Below are 18,212 nucleotides of genomic sequence, written 5' to 3'. Positions count from 1 at the left end.
GGTGCCGAGGCCCGCGTCAGAAGCCCGGACTGCCCGGGCGGTCCTCGGCGACGGAGAGGCCACCCCAGAGCAGGTCCGCGAGGCTGCGCACCAACTGCGCCCGGGAGCAGGGGCGTTCCCCCAGCCACCAGTCGCCCGCGCCGTGCATCATGCCGACGATGCCGTGGGCCCAGATCCTGGCCAGCTCGTCCCCGCCGGGACCGAGGTCGACGCGTTCGGCGATCACCATGCCCAGTTCCTCGCCCAGTCTGCGCAGCAGCGGCGCGGTGTGCCGGCCGACGTCGAAGCCCTGCTCGGACTGCTGGGAGTCCTCGGCGGGGTGCATCAGGAAGCGGTACACCTGCGGCCGGGTCTCGATCGCGGCGAGGTAGGTGTCGAGGGTGTGCTCGACACGCTCCCGTCGGTCGGAGCTGGCGTCGATCGCCGTGCGCAGTGCCGCCAGCAGACCGTCGGTGTGACGCTTGGCGAGCGCGCGGTAGAGCCCGCTCTTGTCGCCGAAGTGCCGGTACAGGATCGGCTTGGTGATGCCGGCCTCCGCGGCGATCGCGTTCATGGACGCCTGCGGGCCGTCCCGGAGCACCACGCGGTCGGCGGCTTCGAGCAGCTCGCGCCGCCGCTGCTCGGCCGACCGCTGCTGGTCGCCCTGCTGAGTGGTGGTGGTCTCCATGGTCTCTCCCCGCCCGTACTGAATCCTGAGGCCTGCGCAACGTAACACTCCGCAGGGTCCGCCCGCCGACCGCACTGTGGCGGTTGACAGCCGCTACACACCGGTAACAGACTGCGGTTACCGGTAGTAACATGCGTGCCCAGCACATCAGGAGGGGACATGACCGAGTTCGCGCTCGATCTCAACGACGACCAGAAGCAGGTCCGCGACTGGCTGCACGGCTTCGCCAGGGACGTGATCCGCCCGGCCGCCGCCGAGTGGGACGAGCGCGAGGAGACGCCCTGGCCGGTCATCCAGGAAGCCGCCAAGGTCGGCATCTACTCCCTCGACTTCTACGCCCAGCAGTTCTTCGACCCCACCGGGCTCGGCATCCCGATGGCCATGGAGGAGCTGTTCTGGGGCGACGCCGGTATCGCCCTCTCCATCGTCGGCACGGGCCTCGCCGCCGTCGGTGTCCTCGCCAACGGCACCGAGGAGCAGATCGGCACCTGGATCCCGCAGATGTACGGCGACGTCGACGACGTGAAGGTCGCCGCGTTCTGCTCCTCCGAGCCCGACGCCGGCTCCGACGTCGGTGCGATGCGGACCCGAGCCGTCTACGACGAGGGCAAGGACGAGTGGGTGCTCAACGGCACCAAGACCTGGGCCACCAACGGCGGCATCGCCAACGTCCACGTCGTCGTCGCCGTCGTCGACCCCGACCTCGGCTCCAAGGGGCACGCCTCCTTCATCGTGCCGCCGAACACCACCGGCCTCTCCCAGGGCCAGAAGTTCAAGAAGCACGGCATCCGCGCCTCGCACACCGCCGAGGTGGTTCTGGAGAACGTCCGCGTCCCCGGCTCCTGCCTGCTCGGCGGCAAGGAGAAGCTCGATGAGCGGCTCGCCCGCGCCCGGGAGCGGGCCCGGGCCGGCGGGGAGCGCCTGAAGAACGCCGCCATGGCCACCTTCGAGGCATCCCGCCCCGCCGTCGGTGCGATGGCGGTCGGCACCGCGCGGGCGGCGTACGACTACGCCCTCGAGTACGCCAAGGAGCGTACGCAGTTCGGCCGCCCGATCATCGACAACCAGGGCGTCGCCTTCCAACTGGCGGACATGCGCACCCAGATCGACGCCGCCCGGCTGCTGGTGTGGCGGGCCTCCTGGATGGCGGTGAGCGGCAAGCCGTTCACCGCGGCCGAGGGTTCCATGTCCAAGCTCTTCGCCAGCGAGGTCGCCAAGAAGGTCACCGCCCAGGCCGTGCAGATCCTCGGGGGGAACGGCTTCACCCGCGAGTACCCCGTCGAGCGTATGCACCGCGACGCCGCCATCTACACCATCTTCGAGGGCACGAGCGAGATCCAGCGCCTGGTCATCGCCCGCACCCTCTCCGGCCTGCCCATCCGCTGACGCGCGGGCCCCCGCACGTCACGGGGCGCCGGCCCGGCCGTCCGGGCCGGCGCCCCGTCGCGTTCACGAGCCCGTCAGGCCACGAGCTGCGCCTCGATCGCCGCGACGACCTCCGCGGCCTCCGGCTCCGTCCGCGGCCGGAAGCGGGCCACCACGCCGCCCTGCGGGGAGACGAGGAACTTCTCGAAGTTCCACTGCACGTCGCCGGCCTCCCCGTCGGCATCGGCGAAACGGGTCAACTCGGCGTAGAGCGGATGCCGCTGGTCGCCGTTCACGTCCGACTTCTCCAGCAGCGGGAACGTCACACCGTACGTCGCCGAGCAGAACGTGGCGATCTCCTCGGCACTGCCGGGCTCCTGGCCCAGGAACTGGTTGCACGGCACTCCGAGCACCGTGAAACCGCGGTCCGCGTAGGTCTTCTGCAGCCGTTCCAGCCCCGCGTACTGGGGTGTGAGGCCGCAGCGGGACGCCACGTTCACCACCAGCACGGCCTTGCCGCGATGCTCGGCCAGAGACGTCTCCTCGCCGGACAGAGTGCGCAGAGGGATGTCATAAACGGACATCAGGGACTCCTTCGTACCTCGTATTTATGTGGTTCTTATTCTTCGTGTAGCGTGCGCGCGTTCGATCTCCAGCGACTCGAGGAAGACCGCAGATGAGCGCACCCAAGCCCTCCCCCGCCCCGCAGGAACCGCAGTTCCCGGAGGGCCAGCCCATACCCGGCGCCGCACCCGCGCCCGCACCCGCCAAGAAGAGCAAGGTCAAGAAGTTTCTCGGCGTGGTCGCGCTCATTGTCGTCGCCGTGGTGGTGAAGTTCGGCATCGGCTACCTCTTCAACGCCCCCGTCCGCGCCGAGGCCGGCGACTGCGTCAAGGTCACCGGAGAGGAGAACAACCCCGAGGTCGAGACCAAGGGGTGTGACGACAAGGACGCCAACTACAAGGTCGTCAAGGTCGTCGAGAACAGCTTCGACGTCAACGCCTGCACCGTCGGTGAGGCCGCCCTCGCGCAGAAGTGGGACGCCGACAAGTTCGTGCTCTGCCTCGACCCCGTCAAGAAGTGATCCGCCCGGGGACGTGACCCCGTACGGGACGTGACGCCGGCTGGGCGGCCCTCAGCCGCCCAGCCGGCGGAACAGCCCCTCCTGCACGACCGAGACGAGCAGCCGGCCCTCCCGGTCGTAGATCCGGCCGCGCGCCAGCCCCCGGCCGCCCGTGGCGACCGGGGACTCCTGGTCGTACAGGAACCATTCGTCCGTGCGGAACGGCCGGTGGAACCACATCGCGTGGTCGAGCGACGCCATGTCGAATCCGCGCGGGCCCCAGAGCGGTTCGACCGGGATGCGGACGGCGTCCAGCAAGGTCATGTCCGAGGCGTACGTCAGCGCGCACGTGTGCACCAGCGGGTCGTCACCCAGCGGTCCGACCGCCCGCATCCACACCGCGCTGCGCGGATCGGCCACCTTGACCTCCTCCTCGGTCCAGCGCAGCCGGTCGACGTAGCGGATGTCGAAGGGCTGACGCCGCGCCATCCGCTCCAGCGTCTCCGGCAGTGCGCCCAGGTGCGCGCGGATCTCCTCGCTTACGCTCGGCAGGGACTCCGGTGGCGGGAAGTCCAGCCGCGGCGGCAGTTGGTGCTCGAAACCGGCCTCCTCGGGCTGGTGGAAGGACGCGGTCAGATTGAAGATCGTCCGTCCCCGCTGGACCGCCGTGACCCTGCGGGTCGTGAACGACCGGCCGTCCCGGACCCGTTCGACCTGGTAGACGATCGGCATGCCCGGAATCCCCGGCCGCAGGAAGTAGGCGTGCAGCGAGTGCACCGGCCGGGTGCCGTCCGTCGTCCTGCCCGCCGCCACCAGCGCCTGGCCCGCGACCTGCCCCCCGAAGACCCGCTGCAGGGACTCGTTCGGGCTGACCCCGCGGAAGATGTCGACCTCGATCCGCTCCAGGTCGAGCAGATCGACGAGCCGCTCCACGGGACCGGACGCGGCGCGTGCGGTCTCCTCGGGGCGGCCGCCGTCGGCGGGGTCGTGTCCGGCGGGGTGGGTCATGTCCGCTCCTGTCTCACAGCCGGCCGACGGACGTCACGCGGACGACGGCCCGGCCCTCCTCGTCGGAGGCCGCCAGGTCGACCTCCGCGCTGATACCCCAGTCGTGGTCGTCGTTCGGGTCGGCGAACGTCTGCCGGACCCGCCAGAGACCGTGCCCGGGGTCCTCCTCGATGGCGAGCAGCTTGGGGCCGCGCGCGTCCGGACCGGTTCCGAGGTCGTCGTACTCGTCCCAGTACCCGTCCATCGCCTCGCCCCAGGCGTCCTCGTCCCAGCCCGACTCCGCGTCCAGCCGGCCCAGTTCGTCGACGCGGTCCAGCGCCGCCAGCTCCACCCTGCGGAACATGGCGTTGCGGACCAGCACCCGGAAGGCGCGGGCGTTCGCGGTGACCGGCTTGACCTGGTCGGCCTTCTCCTGGGCCTCCTCCGCGGTCTCCACCTCGGGATTGGCCAGCTGCTCCCACTCGTCGAGGAGGCTGGAGTCGACCTGGCGGACCATCTCGCCCAGCCAGGCGATCAGATCCTGCAGGTCCTCGGTCTTCAGATCGTCCGGGACGGTGTGGTCCAGGGCCTTGTACGCGCTCGCGAGATACCGCAGCACGATGCCCTCGGTGCGGGCCAGCTCGTAGAAGGACGTGAACTCGGTGAAGGACAGCGCCCGTTCGTACATGTCCCGGATGACCGACTTCGGCGAGACCGGGTGGTCGCCCACCCACGGGTGCGACTTCCGGTAGGTGTCGTACGCGTGCCACAGCAGTTCCTCCAGCGGCTTCGGGTACGAGATCTCCTGGAGTCGCTCCATCCGCTCCTCGTACTCGACGCCGTCCGCCTTCATCGCGGCGACCGCCTCGCCCCGCGCCTTGTTCTCCTGGGCCCCGAGGATCTGCCGCGGGTCGTCGAGAGTGGACTCGACGACGGACACCATGTCCAGGGCGTACGACGGCGATTCGGGGTCCAGCAGGTCGAAGGCCGCGAGGGCGAACGTGGAGAGCGCCTGGTTGAGTGCGAAGTCCTGCTGGAAGTCGACGGTCAGCCGGACGATACGGCCCTGGGCGTCGGGGGCGTCGAGGCGTTCGACGATCCCTCCGTCGAGGAGCGAACGGTAGATGGCGATGGCCCGGCGGATGTGCCGGAGCTGCTGCTTGCGCGGTTCGTGGTTGTCCTCGAGCAGCTTGCGCATCGCCTCGAAGGCGTTCCCCGGGCGGGCGATCACCGACAGCAGCATCGCGTGGGTGACCTTGAAACGGGAGGTGAGCGGCTCGGGGTCGGAGGCGATCAGCTTCTCGAAGGAGTTCCGCGTCCAGCCGACGAAGCCCTCGGGGGCCTTCTTGCGGACGACCTTGCGCTTCTTCTTGGGGTCGTCGCCGGCCTTGGCGAGGGCCTTCTCGTTCTCGACGACGTGGTCGGGCGCCTGGGCGACGACGAAGCCGGCGGTGTCGAAGCCCGCGCGGCCCGCGCGGCCCGCGATCTGGTGGAACTCCCGGGAGCGGAGCGTCCGCACACGGCTGCCGTCGTACTTGGTGAGCGCGGTGAAGAGCACCGTGCGGATGGGGACGTTGACACCCACGCCGAGGGTGTCCGTACCGCAGATCACCTTCAGCAGGCCGGCCTGCGCCAGCTTCTCCACGAGGCGCCGGTACTTGGGCAACATGCCCGCGTGGTGCACGCCGATGCCGTGGCGGACGAAGCGGGAGAGGTTACGCCCGAACTTGGTGGTGAAGCGGAAGTTGCCGATCAGCTCGGCGATGCGGTCCTTCTCCTCGCGGGTGCACATGTTGATGCTCATCAGCGACTGTGCCCGCTCGACGGCCTGTGCCTGGGTGAAGTGCACGATGTAGACCGGTGCCTGCCTGGTCTCCAGCAGCTCGGTCAGCGTCTCCGTGATGGGGGTGGTGCGGTACTCGTAGGAGAGGGGGACCGGGCGGGTCGCCGAGCGGACGACGGCGGTCTCACGGCCGGTGCGGCGGGTGAGGTCCTCCTCGAACATCGACACGTCGCCGAGCGTCGCCGACATCAGCACGAACTGCGCCTGCGGGAGCTCGAGGAGGGGGATCTGCCAGGCCCAGCCGCGGTCCGGTTCCGCGTAGAAGTGGAACTCGTCCATCACGACCTGGCCGATGTCGGCGTTCTTGCCGTCCCGCAGCGCGATCGACGCCAGCACCTCGGCGGTGCAGCAGATGACCGGGGCGTCCGCGTTCACGGACGCGTCGCCGGTGAGCATGCCGACGTTCTCCGTGCCGAAGAGCTTGCAGAGGTCGAAGAACTTCTCCGACACCAGGGCCTTGATCGGCGCGGTGTAGAACGTGACCTCGTCGCGGGCGAGGGCGGCGAAGTGGGCACCCGCCGCGACCAGGCTCTTTCCCGAGCCGGTCGGTGTGGAGAGGATCACGTTGGCCCCGGAGACCACCTCGATCAGCGCCTCCTCCTGGGCCGGGTAGAGGGAGATGCCCCGGCCCTCGGCCCATGAGGCGAAGGCTTCGAAGAGGGCATCGGGGTCGGCATCCGGCGGCAGCTGATCGATAAGGGTCACCCCACCATCTTGCCTGGCCTCCGGCCGGGATCGGGAACCGGCCGACGGAAGGAAGATCGCTACCGGTAGCCTGTCCCCTCAACTGGGCACGAGCAGAACAGCAGATGGGGCGGGAACGAGCATGATGGGACCGGCGCACTCCCTGTCCGGGGCGGCGGCCTGGCTGGGGGTGGGCGCGGCGGCGGCCGCCCTGGAGCATCCGATGCCATGGCCTGTCCTCGTCGTCGGCGCGCTGATCTGCGCGGGAGCGGCGCTCGCGCCGGACCTCGACCACAAGGCGGCGACGATCTCCCGCGCCTTCGGGCCGGTCTCACGCGGCCTGTGCGAAGTGGTCGACAAGCTCTCGTACGCGGTCTACAAGGCGACGAAGAAGCCGGGGGACAAGCGCCGGACCGGCGGTCACCGCACGCTCACCCACACCTGGCTGTGGGCCGTGCTGATCGGCGGCGGCACCTCGGCGCTGGCGATGACCGGAGGGCGCTGGGCGGTCCTCGCAATCCTCTTCGTGCACCTGGTGCTCGCCGTCGAGGGACTGCTGTGGCGGGCCGCACGGGTGTCCAGTGACGTCCTGGTGTGGCTGCTCGGCGCGACGAGCGCCTGGATCCTGGCCGGCGTCCTGGACAAGCCCGGCAGCGGTGCGGACTGGCTCTTCACCGGGCCCGGCCAGGAGTACCTGTGGCTGGGGCTCCCCGTCGTCCTCGGTGCCCTGGTGCACGACGTCGGTGACGCCCTCACCGTCTCGGGCTGCCCGATCCTGTGGCCCATACCCATCGGGAACAGGCGCTGGTTCGCCGTGGGGCCCCCGAAGGGGATGCGCTTCCGGGCCGGCAGCTGGGTGGAACTGAAGGTACTGATGCCCGCGTTCATGCTGCTCGGGGGGGTGGGCGGCGCTGCGGCGCTGAACTTCATCTGACCGGGGCGCCGCGAGGTCGTCCGACGGGGGTGCCGGCGCGCCGCGGCCGGCTCCGGCGCGGATCGGGACGGTCGGCCCCGGACGGTCGTGCGCCCCCTTTCGGCACGGCCTCTCGGTACGGCCCGGGAGGCCGGGCACCGCGTCCGGCGTTCGGCCCAGCAGCGGGTGCCTGCGCCCGCGACCGCCGGTAGCGTCCCCGCCGTGAGCCCACCGACAGATGAGCGGGAGGACGAGAGCCCCGGTGCGATCATCGGGCCCGATCGGTTGCTCGCGTTCGGTGACGCGGTCTTCGCCATCGCGATCACCCTCCTCGCCCTCGACATCACCGTGCCCGACGATCTGGAGGCCGGTGACCTCGGTACGGCGCTCCACCGGGCCCTCTCCGACATCGGGGCGTACCTGCTGAGCTTCGTCGTCATCGGCGTGCTGTGGCTCAGCCAGCACGCCCTGTTCCACCGGGTCGCCCGGCTCGACTCCTGGCTGCTGTACCTCTATCTCGCGCTGCTCGCCGTGATCGCCGCACTGCCGTTTCCCACCCGTCTGATCAGCGAGTACGCGGACACCGCCGCGGCGACCGCCGTGTATGCCGGATCCATCGCCGCCGCCTCGGGCCTGATCACCGCGATGACACTGCGGCTGCTGCTGCGGCCGGGCCTGGCCACTCCGGTCACGGTGCCCCGACGGCTGCGCCTCGCCGTGTACGAGGGGCTGGTCATGGTGGCCGTCTTCGCCGCTTCGGTGCCCCTGGCCTTCGCCTCACCGAAGATCGCCCAGTACTGGTGGCTGGCCGCGATCCCGGCGCGCGCTTGGCTCTCCCACTGGAGTCGCTCCGTCCCGCCCCGGGCCTGACCCGGTGGCGCGTACCCGCCGGGCCGGAGGCGTACCGGTGTCGGTCATCCGTGTCGGGGCGGCCGCGCCCCCGTCCGCCGGCCCTCGGCCGACCGAGCCGGGGCAGCCCCTACCTCTCGGGGCAGGGCACCTGGCCCGCCGCTCCCGGGCCGCCGTCGAGCAGCGCCGACAGCAGTCCGCCCAGTGCCTCGCGCTGATCGGCGGTCAGGGGCGCCAGGATGTCCTCCGCAGCCGCGCGCCGGGCGCCGCGCAGCTCGCGCAGCGTGGTGCGTCCGAGGTCGGTGAGCTCCACGCGCACCACGCGGCGGTTCGTCGGGTCGGGCGCCCGGCGGACGCGGCCGCCGGACTCCAGTCCGTCGACCAGCGTGGTGACGGCGCGCGGTACCACCTCCAGGCGGTCGGCCAGATCGGCCATCCGCGGGGCCCCCTCGTACTGGGCCACGACGCGCAGCAGCCGGGCCTGGGCCGGCGTGATGCCGACCGGCTGCAGATGCTGCTTCTGGATGCGGTGCAGCCGACGGGTGAGCCGCAGCAGCTGCTCGGCGAGCACGCCGTCCGCGTCGGGAACGGGGCCTGGGGTGGTCATGCAGGGACGATATCAGGACCATGTTCATTGTGAGCATAGGTAATAATGAGCTATGCTCTTCGAGCTGTCAGGTCCCCGACCCGCGGAAGGAGCGCATGCGCGCCCACGACGGTCCGTCCTGGACACCTCCCGATCGGCCGCTGGACCCCACGCGGCCCGCCCAGCCCGCCCAGGTGCGGCGCATCCTCCGGCTCTTCTGTCCCTACCGCGCGCGGCTCGCCGTGGTGGGGCTGCTGGTCGGAGCCTCGTCGCTCGTTTCCGTCGCCTCGCCGTTCATGCTGCGCGAAATCCTGGACACCGCGATCCCGCAGGGGCGTACGGGCCTGCTCTCGCTGCTCGCCCTCGGGATGATCGTCGCCGCCGTGACGACGAGTGTGTTCGGCGTTCTGCAGACGCTGATCTCGACCACGGTCGGCCAGCGCGTGATGCACGACCTCCGCACCGGCGTCTACGCCCAGCTGCAGCGCATGCCGCTCGCGTTCTTCACCCGGACGCGGACCGGTGAGGTCCAGTCCCGCATCGCCAACGACATCGGGGGCATGCAGGCGACCGTCACCTCCACGGCGACCTCCCTGGTCTCCAATCTGACCGCCGTCGTCGCCACGGTCGTCGCCATGCTCGCGCTCGACTGGCGGCTCACGGTCGTCTCCCTGGTCCTGCTGCCGGTCTTCGTCTGGATCAGCCGCCGGGTCGGGCGTGAGCGCAAGGCCATCACCACCCAGCGGCAGAAGCAGATGGCGGCCATGGCCGCGACGGTCACCGAGTCGCTGTCGGTCAGCGGTATCCTCCTCGGCCGCACGATGGGCCGGGCGGACTCGCTCACCCGGTCGTTCGCCGACGAGTCCGAGCGCCTCGTCGGTCTCGAGGTCCGTTCCAGCATGGCCGGCCGCTGGCGGATGGCCGTCATCGGCATCGTCATGGCCGCGATGCCCGCCTTCCTGTACTGGTCGGCGGGACTCGCGCTGCAGTCCGGCGGGTCCACGATCTCGATCGGCACCCTGGTCGCCTTCGTCTCGCTGCAGCAAGGGCTGTTCCGTCCGGCCGTGAGCCTGCTGTCCACGGGTGTCCAGATCCAGACGTCGCTCGCCCTGTTCCAGCGGATCTTCGAGTACCTGGACCTGCGGGTGGACATCACCGAGCCGGAGGATCCGGTCCGGCTGGCCGAGATCGCCGGGGAAGTGCGGTTCGAGAAGGTCGGCTTCCGTTACGACGCCAGGAGCGGGCCGACTCTCGACGGTATCGGGATCACCGTGCCGGCCGGCGGGAGCCTCGCCGTGGTCGGGCCCACCGGGTCCGGCAAGTCCACGCTCAGCTATCTGGTGCCCCGGCTCTACGACGTCACGGAAGGCAGGGTCACCCTGGACGGAGTCGACGTCCGCGACCTCGATTTCGACACCCTCGCCCGGGCCGTGGGAGTCGTCTCCCAGGAGACCTACCTCTTTCATGCGTCGGTCGCGGACAACCTGCGCTTCGCCAAGCCGGACGCCACCGACGCCGAGATCGAGGCGGCGGCGCGGGCGGCGCAGATCCACGACCACATCGCCTCGCTGCCCGACGGCTACGACACGCTCGTGGGCGAGCGCGGTTACCGGTTCTCCGGCGGCGAGAAGCAGCGGCTCGCCATCGCCCGGACGATCCTGCGCGATCCGCCGGTGCTCATCCTGGACGAGGCCACGAGCGCGCTCGACACCCGCACCGAGCACGCCGTTCAGCAGGCGATCGACGCACTCTCCGCCGGGCGCACGACGATCACCATCGCCCACCGGCTCTCCACCGTGCGGGACGCCGACCAGATCGTCGTCCTCGACGGCGGACGGATCGCCGAGCGCGGGACGCACGAGGAACTGGTCGAGCGGAACGGGCGCTATGCCGCCCTGGTGCGCGGGGACGCCCGGTTGGCGCCGGTTGTGTCCTGAGCGTCCCGTCGTTCTTCCCCGTCGACCGCGGCGCACGGAGCGGGCGGCCGAGCCGCGTCCTGTGGCCGGGCGTGCGCCGGGTCCCTGGCGTCCGTTGCCGCTGGGGCCGGTTCGCCGGAAGACTGACGGCGCGGGTTCCGTTATGTGAGCTTTTCGCCGGGTTAGCGTGCCCGTATGAAGAGGGAGTTCCCGAAGGCCCGGCGCCGTCGGCGCAGGCTCCGTCTGACGCGCCGCGGCCGACTCCTGCTGTTCACGGGTGCGGTCGGCCTCATCGGCGCGGTGACGGCCGCCGTCCTGACGCTGCTGCCCCAGTCGAAGAAGAAGCCCACCGCGCCCCAGGCGCGGCCGAAGACCCTGCTCATCCCTGAGGGATGGCGCTCCTCCCAGGTCTACGCCGCCGTCGACAAGGCACTTGGTGTCCGGGCCGGCACCACCCGCCGGACGGCGACCGCCGCAGGCCCGCGGCTGAGGCTGCCAGCGGCCGCCCGCGGCAATCCCGAGGGCTATCTCTTCCCGGCGACCTATCCCGTCGGCCCCGAGTCGTCCCCGGGCAGTCTGCTCAGCTTCATGGTCAACACGGCGGGCCATCGCCTCGGCACCTCGTCCCTTACCGACGCGGCGCGACGCCACGGTATGACGCTCCACCAGACAGTGATCATCGCCAGCATTGTCCAGGCGGAGGCGGACAGTGCCGAGGACATGGCAAGGGTGGCGCGCGTCGTGCACAACCGGCTTGCCCGGAACATGCCGCTCCAGATGGACTCCACCCTCAACTACGCACTGAACCGCTCCACCCTCGACACCACCCGTCAGGACACCGGACTCCGGAGCCCGTACAACACCTATGCGCAGAGAGGTCTGCCGCCGACGCCGATCGGGAACCCGGGCGAGGCGGCGATGAAGGCGGCCGTCGGGCCGGCGGAGGGCGACTGGCTGTACTTCGTGACCGTCAGACCCGGGGACACGCGTTTCACCGCCGACTTCGAGGAACACAACCGCAACGTCGCCGAGTTCAACAGGACCCGCAGCAGCGCGGGGCCCGACGCCGGGTGACCGCCGGATTCCACCCGGGGTGCCCCCGGGGGCCGCGGCCTTCCCCCGGGGCGCCTCAGCCGGACGAGGCGGCCAGGTCCCCGGCCGCCTCGTCCGCGGGCCCGTGGTCCAGGAGTCGCATGATCTCCCGGACCGCGGCCCGTCCGGCCCGGTTGGCGCCGATCGTCGAGGCGGAGGGTCCGTAGCCGACGAGATGGACGCGCTCGTCCCGAACCGCGCGAGTGCCCTCCACCGCGATGCCGCCACCCGGCTCGCGCAGCTTCAGGGGGGCGAGATGGTCGATCGCGGCGCGGAACCCGGTGGCCCAGAGGATGACGTCCGCCTCGACCGCGCGACCGTCGTCCCACGCCACTCCCTCCGGGGTGATCCGGTCGAACATCGGCAGCCGGTCGAGGACGCCCTTCCGGCGGGCTCGCCGGATCGCTTCGTTCAGCGGCAGGCCCGTCACCGACACCACACTCCGCGGCGGCAGGCCCTTCCGGACCCGCTCCTCCACCAGGGCGACCGCCGCGCGCCCCTGCACCTCGCCGAACGGGCCCTCACGGAACACCGGCGGCCTCCGGGTCACCCAGGTGGTCCCCGCCGCCACCTCGGCGATCTCCATCAGGTGCTGGGTCCCCGAGGCGCCGCCGCCGACCACGACCACCCGCTTCCCGGCGAACGCCTCGGGCCCCGGGTACTGGGCCGTGTGCAACTGCCTGCCGCGGAAGGTCTCCTGGCCCGGGTAGCGCGGCCAGAACGGCCGGTCCCAGGTGCCGGTGGCATTGATCAGCGCCCGTGCGGCGTACGTACCCTCCGACGTCTCGACCAGCAGCCGGCCGCCCACGCCCGCGCGCACCGCGCCCACGTGGACGGGCCGGTGCACCCGGAGCCCGAAGGCGTCCTCGTAACGAGTGAAGTACTCGCCGATGACCTCGGAGGACGGGCGGCCTTCGTCGGCGCCGGTCAGCTCCATGCCGGGCAGCGCGTGCATGCCGTGGACCCTGCCGTACGTCAGCGACGGCCACCGGAACTGCCACGCTCCGCCGGCTCCCGGTGCATGGTCGAGGACCACGAAGTCGACGTCGGGGCGCAGGCCCACGCGCCGCAGGTGGTAGGCGCCGGACAGGCCGGCCTGTCCGGCGCCTGTGACGACCACGTCCACGTCTCGCGTCGCAAGGTTGTTCACGGTTCTACTAACGAAGGTGGAGTCGTGGATCTTCCCGTCCCGGCCGGAGCAGCCACAGGGGCGGCTCCGGGACACGGCGAGGCCGGCCGTCGGCGGGGTCGGGCAGGATCAGAGAAAGGTGACCCCCTGGGCCAGGGGAAGCTCCTCCGAGTAGTTGACGGTGTTCGTGGCCCGGCGCATGTACGCGCGCCAGGCGTCCGAGCCCGACTCACGGCCCCCGCCGGTCTGCTTCTCGCCGCCGAACGCGCCCCCGATCTCCGCCCCGGACGTGCCGATGTTGACATTGGCGATCCCGCAGTCGGAGCCGTCCACGGCGAGGAACCGCTCGGCCTCCCGCTGGTCCCGGGTGAAGATCGATGACGACAGCCCCTGGGGGACGCCGTTGTGCAGCTCGATCGCCTCCTCCAGCGTCCGGTACGTCAGGACGTACAGGATCGGCGCGAACGTCTCCTCGCGGACGACGGCGGTCTGCGCCGGCATCCGCACCACCGCCGGGCGCACATAGGCCGCCGACGGCGCCTGCTCCCGCAACCGGCGGTCGCCCCCGGTCAGCAGCTCCCCGCCGTCCCGCTGCGCCGTGTCGAGGGCCTTCGCCATGGCCTCCAGGGCCCGCTCCGAGATCAGCGGACCCACCAGGGTGTCCTCCCGGAACGGATCGCCGACCGGCAGCCGGGCGTAGGCGTGGACGATTCGCCCGGTGAGATCGTCGGCGATGTCCTCGTGCACGATCAGCCGCCTCAGGGTCGTGCAGCGCTGTCCGGCCGTGCCGGCCGCCGCGAAGACGACGGCGCGCACGGCCAGGTCCGGATCGGCGGCCGGGGTGACGACCGCTCCGTTGTTGCCGCCGAGTTCCAGCAGGCAGCGGCCGAAGCGGGCGGCAACCCGGGGGCCCACCTCCCGCCCCATCCGCACCGATCCGGTGGCGCTGACCAGCGCCACCCGCGGATCGTCGACCAGGCGCTCGCCGCACTCACGGCCGCCGAGCAGCAGCCGGTGGATCCCGTCCGGGGCACCGGTCTCCGCGGCCGCCCGGCGAAGCAGGGCATCACACGCCACGGCGGTGAGTGGGGTCAGCTCCGAGGGCTTCCACACCACGGGGTCGCCGCAGACGAGCGCGATCGCTGTGTTCCACGACCAGACCGCGACCGGGAAGTTGAAGGCGGAGATCACCCCGACGACCCCCAGAGGGTGCCAGCTCTCCGACAGCCGGTGGCCAGGTCGCTCCGACGCCATCGTGCGCCCGTACAGCTGACGCGAGAGGCCGACCGCGAACCCGCAGACGTCGATCATCTCCTGCACTTCGCCCAGCGCCTCGGAGCGGATCTTCCCGGCCTCGACGGTGACGAGCTCGGCCAAGTCCTCCTTGTGCGCGGCCAGCAGCTCACCGAGGCGTCCGACCACGGCTCCGCGGCGCGGGGCCGGAACCGTGCGCCACTCCCGGAAGGCCGCCGCAGCCTCGGTGACGGCGCGGGCGGTGTCCTCGGCCGAAGCGACCGGCAGGGTGAAGAGCGTCTCACCGGTCAGCGGCGTCCGGGCGGCGAGCCCGTCGGCCGGGCCCCCCGAGCCGGCCTCGGGCACGGATGCGCCGCAGCGGTGCAGCGCCCTCGCGGCCCGGTCCCGCAGGGCTTCCGTGCCGGGCAGTGCGGTGGTGGTCATGCTGCGCTCTCCTCGGTTCGTCGCGGTCGTCGCGGTCGTCGCGGTCGTCGTGGTCGTGGCGGGCGCGGCGGGCCGTCAGGCCGGACGGTCCCTGCCCGTCCCGGGCTCCGTCCCGTTCGCCGTACGGGCCGCTCCCCGTCGTCCTTCGGGGCACGGGCGGGCGCGGCGCAGATCTGCCGTCCCGCGCAGTTCGCCCGGAGTGCCGACCCGGATGGTGCCGTGCCGCTCCGCCGTGACCCGTTCGATGCTGCCGAACCGCTGGGCCCGTTCCCCTCCCGCCGCCCGCATCACCGTGTCGTTCACCCGGCCGGCCCTGGCAGTGCGAAGCCGTCGTCGGGGGAGTGGGCGGCCGTGATGATCGCGTCGGGGTCGACGTAGGGGCACAGCCGGTGGGCCTCGCGTGGACCGACGAGGCGGCTGTCCACGCCGAGTCCCCGCTGCACCGCGACGGCCTCGCGGAACGCGGCCACGTCCTCGTCGCGGCGCAGCAGGAACAGATAGCCGACCCGCTCCAGCCCCACGTCCGCACCCGGCCGGTCGCCGAACTCCCGCCACGCCCGCAGACTGCGTTGCCCCAGCAGGATGTTGAGCGGGTCCGAGAACTGCGCCCGCACACCGCCGATCGGCTTTCCGGAGGAACCGGAAGAGGGTGTGTCCCGCTCCAGGAGCAGGACGTCACGGACGCCCGCCTCGGCGAGATGGAACGCCGTGCTCGCGCCGATGACCCCGCCTCCGATCACCACCACCTCGGCCGCGCGGGGGAACGGCTCGGAGCCGGGTGGTTCCCGGAGGGCCTGACGAGCGGTCTCGTGAGCCATGAGGCCATGGTGACCGCGGGGGCGCCCCGGGTCCATGGAGCGTGCGGGAGCCCCCGTTCCACCGGCGGTCGACGGTGGCCCGCCATGCGGACGCGCGATCCTGTGGCGCGGGCGGGAGGATGGGGGTATGCCCCAGGCCTTCACTACTCGAGTCCTCGACCTCACCACCGGCACGGCGGAGGCCGTGACCGACCTGACGGCCGCGTGCGAGAAGTTCCTCGCCGAGACCGCCGACGGCCGCGACGGCCTGCTCAACGTGTTCGTTCCCCATGCCACGGCGGGCATCGCGCTGATCGAGACCGGCGCCGGCAGCGACAACGACCTGCTGTCCGCGCTGCACGTACTGCTCCCCGCCGACGACCGCTACCAGCACCGCCACGGCAGCCCGGGCCACGGCCGGGACCACGTCCTGCCCGCGCTGGTGCCGCCGCACGCCACCCTGCCAGTCGTCGGCGGGAGCCTGGAGCTCGGCACCTGGCAGTCGGTCTGTCTGGTCGACACCAACAAAGACAAAGACAACCGTCAAGTGCGGTTGAGCTTCCTGGGCTGATCGAGGCGATCAAGATCGTCCTGGGCGTGGCCGCCAATTCTCCTTGCGCTCCTGCGAAACGGGAGAATGATGCGCGGTACCACCATGGACGGGATCGAGCGGCCGTATGACGGCTGCGGACAGTGCCTGCTCGGAGTACGCCGGCTGTCGCGGGTCAAGGCCGCCACGACCTCGCCGGAGCGGCAGCGGGAGGACGTGCTGACGGCTGCCGCTGCCATCGGCGGGCCCACGTCTGGGCGGACGACTGGGAGGTGTCCGGCACCACCGACCCGATGACCCGTCCGAAGCTCGGCCCGTGGCTCCGTGACGAGCGGGGTAAGTACGACGGGCTCGTTGCCGCGGCCGTCGACCGGCTCGGCCGCAACGTGGTCGACTGCCTCAGCACCGGCCACAAGATGCGCGACGAGGGCAAGCTCATCGTCTCCTACGGGCACGACGGCGTCTGGAACCTCGACGACCCGAACGACGAGAACCGCTTCACGATGGAGGCCTGGGGCGCGCAGATGGAGCCGCGCGCCATCCAGCGGCGCAACCGACGCCACCAAGAAGATACGCCCCGCGGGCCGCCGGAAGGGCGAGCCGTCGTACGGCTTCCAGTACGTCCGTACCGTGCCGAACGGCAGGGTCGAACGCGTCGAGCTCCACCCGCATGCGGCCGAGGTCCTGCGGACCGTCGCCCACCGGATCCTCGCGGACCCCGAGACCGTGTCGGTGAGCAGCGAGCCGCCCGCCTGAACCGACTCGGCGAGCTGTCGCCGACCGACCACCTCGCCGTTGTGTACGGCACGCCGGCCGGTGGACGGCCTTGGTACCCCACGAGCTTGCGCAACATGCTGTTGTCCGAGGCGGCCATGGGCTACCTCGTCCACCACGGCAAGCCCGTCATCGACCGGACGGGAAACCCGGTGCGTCTGTGCGAGGCGTTGTGGAACCGCACCACGCACCACGCACAACGCCTTGAAGGAGGTGCTCCGTGCCAGGGGCACCCCGTATCGGGGTGGCAAGACCAACCGGTCGTACCTCCCGACGGAAGTGGCCGTGTGTGGCCATTGCCACAACCGTCTCTTTACCCAGACGTCCGCCGGTGCCCCGCCTCGCTACGCGTGCACCGCCCGGAGCAAGGGCTGGAAGAACGCGCAGCATTGCCGCCCGGCTCCCGACATGCGCATCGCGAATCTCGACGCCGTGGTCGAGGGCTGGTTCCTGGAGAAGTTCGGGAGGCGAAGGCCGCTGACCTGGCCGCCCGTCTCGGAGGAAGGGTGAGGGAGGTGCCGGCAAGGGCCGGGGCCACCGAGGTTCTTCTGGGTGGGAACGCCGTCGAAGCGACACTCGACGCGGCCTCCGCCGATGTAACTCGGTCGGGGGCCGACGAGCCTGGTGGACGCATGAGGACCTGCGACCAGACGGTCAAGGCTCGCGCAGGCAACCGCCCGCGACCTGAAGTGTCGCTGCTGATCCGTATCACCGGGGCTGAAGACCTTGGTACGTTCCGGCTGACCTCGACATCCTGGGACTTTGCCGAGTGGGTGCATGCCCTGGCGGCTGACGCAGATCCTGTCGGCCGTCTGGCGCTCGTCATCTCTCGGGCGTCTCCGGTATTGGCCTTGTACGCGAGGCCGAGCAGCAGGATCCGGGAGCCGTTCACGGACTTCTTCCGCCGGTTGAGTCCGTCGACGAGACGCCGGACCACATAGTCGGGCATGTGGGAGTTGACGTCGTTGGCCAGCTCGACGAAGCGGAAGTTGCGGCCCAGGGACCGCTGTACGCGCCAGGACAGATACGAAGGATCCATCGGAAGGCAGTGGCCTCCGACGCCCGGCCCGGGCGTGAAGCGCATGAAGCCAAACGGCTTGGTGGAGGCGGCGTCAATGGCTGCCCAGACGTCGATGTCCGGTGCGGATCTGCGGCAGCGCGGTGGCCCTAAGCTTGGCGTTTAACCGCGCGGGTCACCCGACCTGCTGATCTGCGGTTCTTTCCGGGACAGCGGAGGCGGCCGTTCTTCACGCTTCGAGGTGTCGAGCAACGAAGCATCGAGGAACGGCCGCTGTGTATGAGTGTCCCTGCCGGAGCGTC

Annotated in this window: 17 protein-coding genes and 2 pseudogenes; 9 read left to right on the top strand and 10 right to left on the bottom strand. The window is 71.1% G+C overall.

Features of this window, described 5'->3' with window-relative positions:
- Nucleotides 1–16 precede the first annotated feature (16 nt).
- The gene (locus tag QMZ92_RS10960; protein ID WP_283297055.1) at nucleotides 17–667 is read right to left on the bottom strand and encodes a TetR/AcrR family transcriptional regulator; all 651 of its coding nucleotides are present in this window, start codon (nucleotides 665–667) and stop codon (nucleotides 17–19) included.
- Between the two features lie 159 nt (nucleotides 668–826).
- On the opposite strand from QMZ92_RS10960, the gene QMZ92_RS10955 reads away from it, so the two are divergent.
- Nucleotides 827–2,053, top strand: coding sequence for an acyl-CoA dehydrogenase family protein (locus QMZ92_RS10955; RefSeq protein ID WP_283297054.1), 1,227 nt, complete (start codon nucleotides 827–829; stop codon nucleotides 2,051–2,053).
- 74 nt (nucleotides 2,054–2,127) lie between these two features.
- Here the strand turns inward: QMZ92_RS10955 and QMZ92_RS10950 are convergent, their stop codons facing one another.
- The gene (locus QMZ92_RS10950; protein WP_283297053.1) at nucleotides 2,128–2,616 is read right to left on the bottom strand and encodes a glutathione peroxidase; all 489 of its coding nucleotides are present in this window, start codon (nucleotides 2,614–2,616) and stop codon (nucleotides 2,128–2,130) included.
- A 92-nt stretch (nucleotides 2,617–2,708) separates the two neighbouring features.
- Between QMZ92_RS10950 and QMZ92_RS10945 the strand changes: the two genes are divergently transcribed.
- Nucleotides 2,709–3,116, top strand: a complete 408-nt coding sequence (locus QMZ92_RS10945; RefSeq protein ID WP_283297052.1) for an LppU/SCO3897 family protein — start codon at nucleotides 2,709–2,711, stop codon at nucleotides 3,114–3,116.
- A 51-nt stretch (nucleotides 3,117–3,167) separates the two neighbouring features.
- Here QMZ92_RS10945 and QMZ92_RS10940 read toward each other — a convergent pair whose 3' ends face one another.
- Nucleotides 3,168–4,103 (bottom strand): acyl-CoA thioesterase, encoded by a 936-nt coding sequence (locus QMZ92_RS10940; RefSeq protein ID WP_283297051.1) that lies wholly within the window; start codon nucleotides 4,101–4,103, stop codon nucleotides 3,168–3,170.
- A gap of 13 nt (nucleotides 4,104–4,116) precedes the next feature.
- Nucleotides 4,117–6,630, bottom strand: a complete 2,514-nt coding sequence (locus QMZ92_RS10935) for a DEAD/DEAH box helicase (protein ID WP_283297050.1) — start codon at nucleotides 6,628–6,630, stop codon at nucleotides 4,117–4,119.
- 121 nt (nucleotides 6,631–6,751) lie between these two features.
- Between QMZ92_RS10935 and QMZ92_RS10930 the strand changes: the two genes are divergently transcribed.
- Nucleotides 6,752–7,543 (top strand): metal-dependent hydrolase, encoded by a 792-nt coding sequence (locus QMZ92_RS10930; protein WP_283297049.1) that lies wholly within the window; start codon nucleotides 6,752–6,754, stop codon nucleotides 7,541–7,543.
- Between the two features lie 201 nt (nucleotides 7,544–7,744).
- Nucleotides 7,745–8,392 carry a TMEM175 family protein gene (locus QMZ92_RS10925; RefSeq protein ID WP_283297048.1) on the top strand — a complete coding sequence of 216 codons (648 nt, stop codon included), beginning with the start codon at nucleotides 7,745–7,747 and terminating at the stop codon, nucleotides 8,390–8,392.
- Nucleotides 8,393–8,501: 109 nt separating this feature from the next.
- On the opposite strand, the gene QMZ92_RS10920 is transcribed toward QMZ92_RS10925, so the two are convergent.
- Nucleotides 8,502–8,978, bottom strand: coding sequence for a MarR family winged helix-turn-helix transcriptional regulator (locus QMZ92_RS10920; RefSeq protein WP_283297047.1), 477 nt, complete (start codon nucleotides 8,976–8,978; stop codon nucleotides 8,502–8,504).
- Between the two features lie 95 nt (nucleotides 8,979–9,073).
- Between QMZ92_RS10920 and QMZ92_RS10915 the strand changes: the two genes are divergently transcribed.
- Both QMZ92_RS10915 and mltG read left to right on the top strand, forming a co-directional pair.
- Nucleotides 9,074–10,894, top strand: a complete 1,821-nt coding sequence (locus QMZ92_RS10915) for an ABC transporter ATP-binding protein (RefSeq protein ID WP_283297046.1) — start codon at nucleotides 9,074–9,076, stop codon at nucleotides 10,892–10,894.
- A 174-nt stretch (nucleotides 10,895–11,068) separates the two neighbouring features.
- Entirely contained in the window at nucleotides 11,069–11,947 is an 879-nt protein-coding gene (gene mltG / locus QMZ92_RS10910; RefSeq protein WP_283297045.1) for an endolytic transglycosylase MltG, read from the top strand.
- A 55-nt stretch (nucleotides 11,948–12,002) separates the two neighbouring features.
- On the opposite strand, the gene QMZ92_RS10905 is transcribed toward mltG, so the two are convergent.
- The 4 genes from QMZ92_RS10905 to QMZ92_RS10890 form a co-directional block, all read right to left on the bottom strand.
- A complete protein-coding gene (locus QMZ92_RS10905; RefSeq protein WP_283297044.1) occupies nucleotides 12,003–13,115 on the bottom strand; it encodes an NAD(P)-binding domain-containing protein in 1,113 nt (370 codons plus the stop codon).
- Between the two features lie 108 nt (nucleotides 13,116–13,223).
- Nucleotides 13,224–14,771, bottom strand: a complete 1,548-nt coding sequence (amaB, locus tag QMZ92_RS10900) for an L-piperidine-6-carboxylate dehydrogenase (protein WP_283297043.1) — start codon at nucleotides 14,769–14,771, stop codon at nucleotides 13,224–13,226.
- 75 nt (nucleotides 14,772–14,846) lie between these two features.
- Nucleotides 14,847–15,074, bottom strand: a complete 228-nt coding sequence (locus tag QMZ92_RS10895) for a hypothetical protein (RefSeq protein ID WP_283297320.1) — start codon at nucleotides 15,072–15,074, stop codon at nucleotides 14,847–14,849.
- Nucleotides 15,071–15,589 carry an NAD(P)/FAD-dependent oxidoreductase gene (locus QMZ92_RS10890; RefSeq protein WP_349307718.1) on the bottom strand — a complete coding sequence of 173 codons (519 nt, stop codon included), beginning with the start codon at nucleotides 15,587–15,589 and terminating at the stop codon, nucleotides 15,071–15,073. Before QMZ92_RS10890 ends, QMZ92_RS10895 begins: the two co-directional genes overlap by 4 nt.
- A gap of 127 nt (nucleotides 15,590–15,716) precedes the next feature.
- On the opposite strand from QMZ92_RS10890, the gene QMZ92_RS10885 reads away from it, so the two are divergent.
- The 3 genes and pseudogenes from QMZ92_RS10885 to QMZ92_RS10875 all read left to right on the top strand — a co-directional run bounded on the left by QMZ92_RS10885 (nucleotide 15,717) and on the right by QMZ92_RS10875 (nucleotide 16,874).
- Entirely contained in the window at nucleotides 15,717–16,139 is a 423-nt protein-coding gene (locus QMZ92_RS10885) for a secondary thiamine-phosphate synthase enzyme YjbQ (protein WP_283297040.1), read from the top strand.
- 272 nt (nucleotides 16,140–16,411) lie between these two features.
- Nucleotides 16,412–16,621: pseudogene (locus QMZ92_RS10880) on the top strand (recombinase family protein); the annotation flags it as partial.
- Between the two features lie 127 nt (nucleotides 16,622–16,748).
- Nucleotides 16,749–16,874, top strand: coding sequence for a hypothetical protein (locus tag QMZ92_RS10875; RefSeq protein WP_283297319.1), 126 nt, complete (start codon nucleotides 16,749–16,751; stop codon nucleotides 16,872–16,874).
- Between the two features lie 829 nt (nucleotides 16,875–17,703).
- Here QMZ92_RS10875 and QMZ92_RS10870 read toward each other — a convergent pair.
- A pseudogene (locus QMZ92_RS10870) lies at nucleotides 17,704–18,027 on the bottom strand (nucleotide sugar dehydrogenase); the annotation flags it as partial.
- Between the last annotated feature and the right edge of the window lie 185 nt (nucleotides 18,028–18,212).

Origin of the sequence: Streptomyces sp. HNM0645 (assembly GCF_030056615.1) — a bacterium.
Classification (GTDB): Bacteria; Actinomycetota; Actinomycetes; order Streptomycetales; family Streptomycetaceae; genus Streptomyces; species Streptomyces marianii.
Note: the sequence above shows the minus strand (reverse complement) of the source record. Positions and strands in the feature narration are given on the sequence as shown.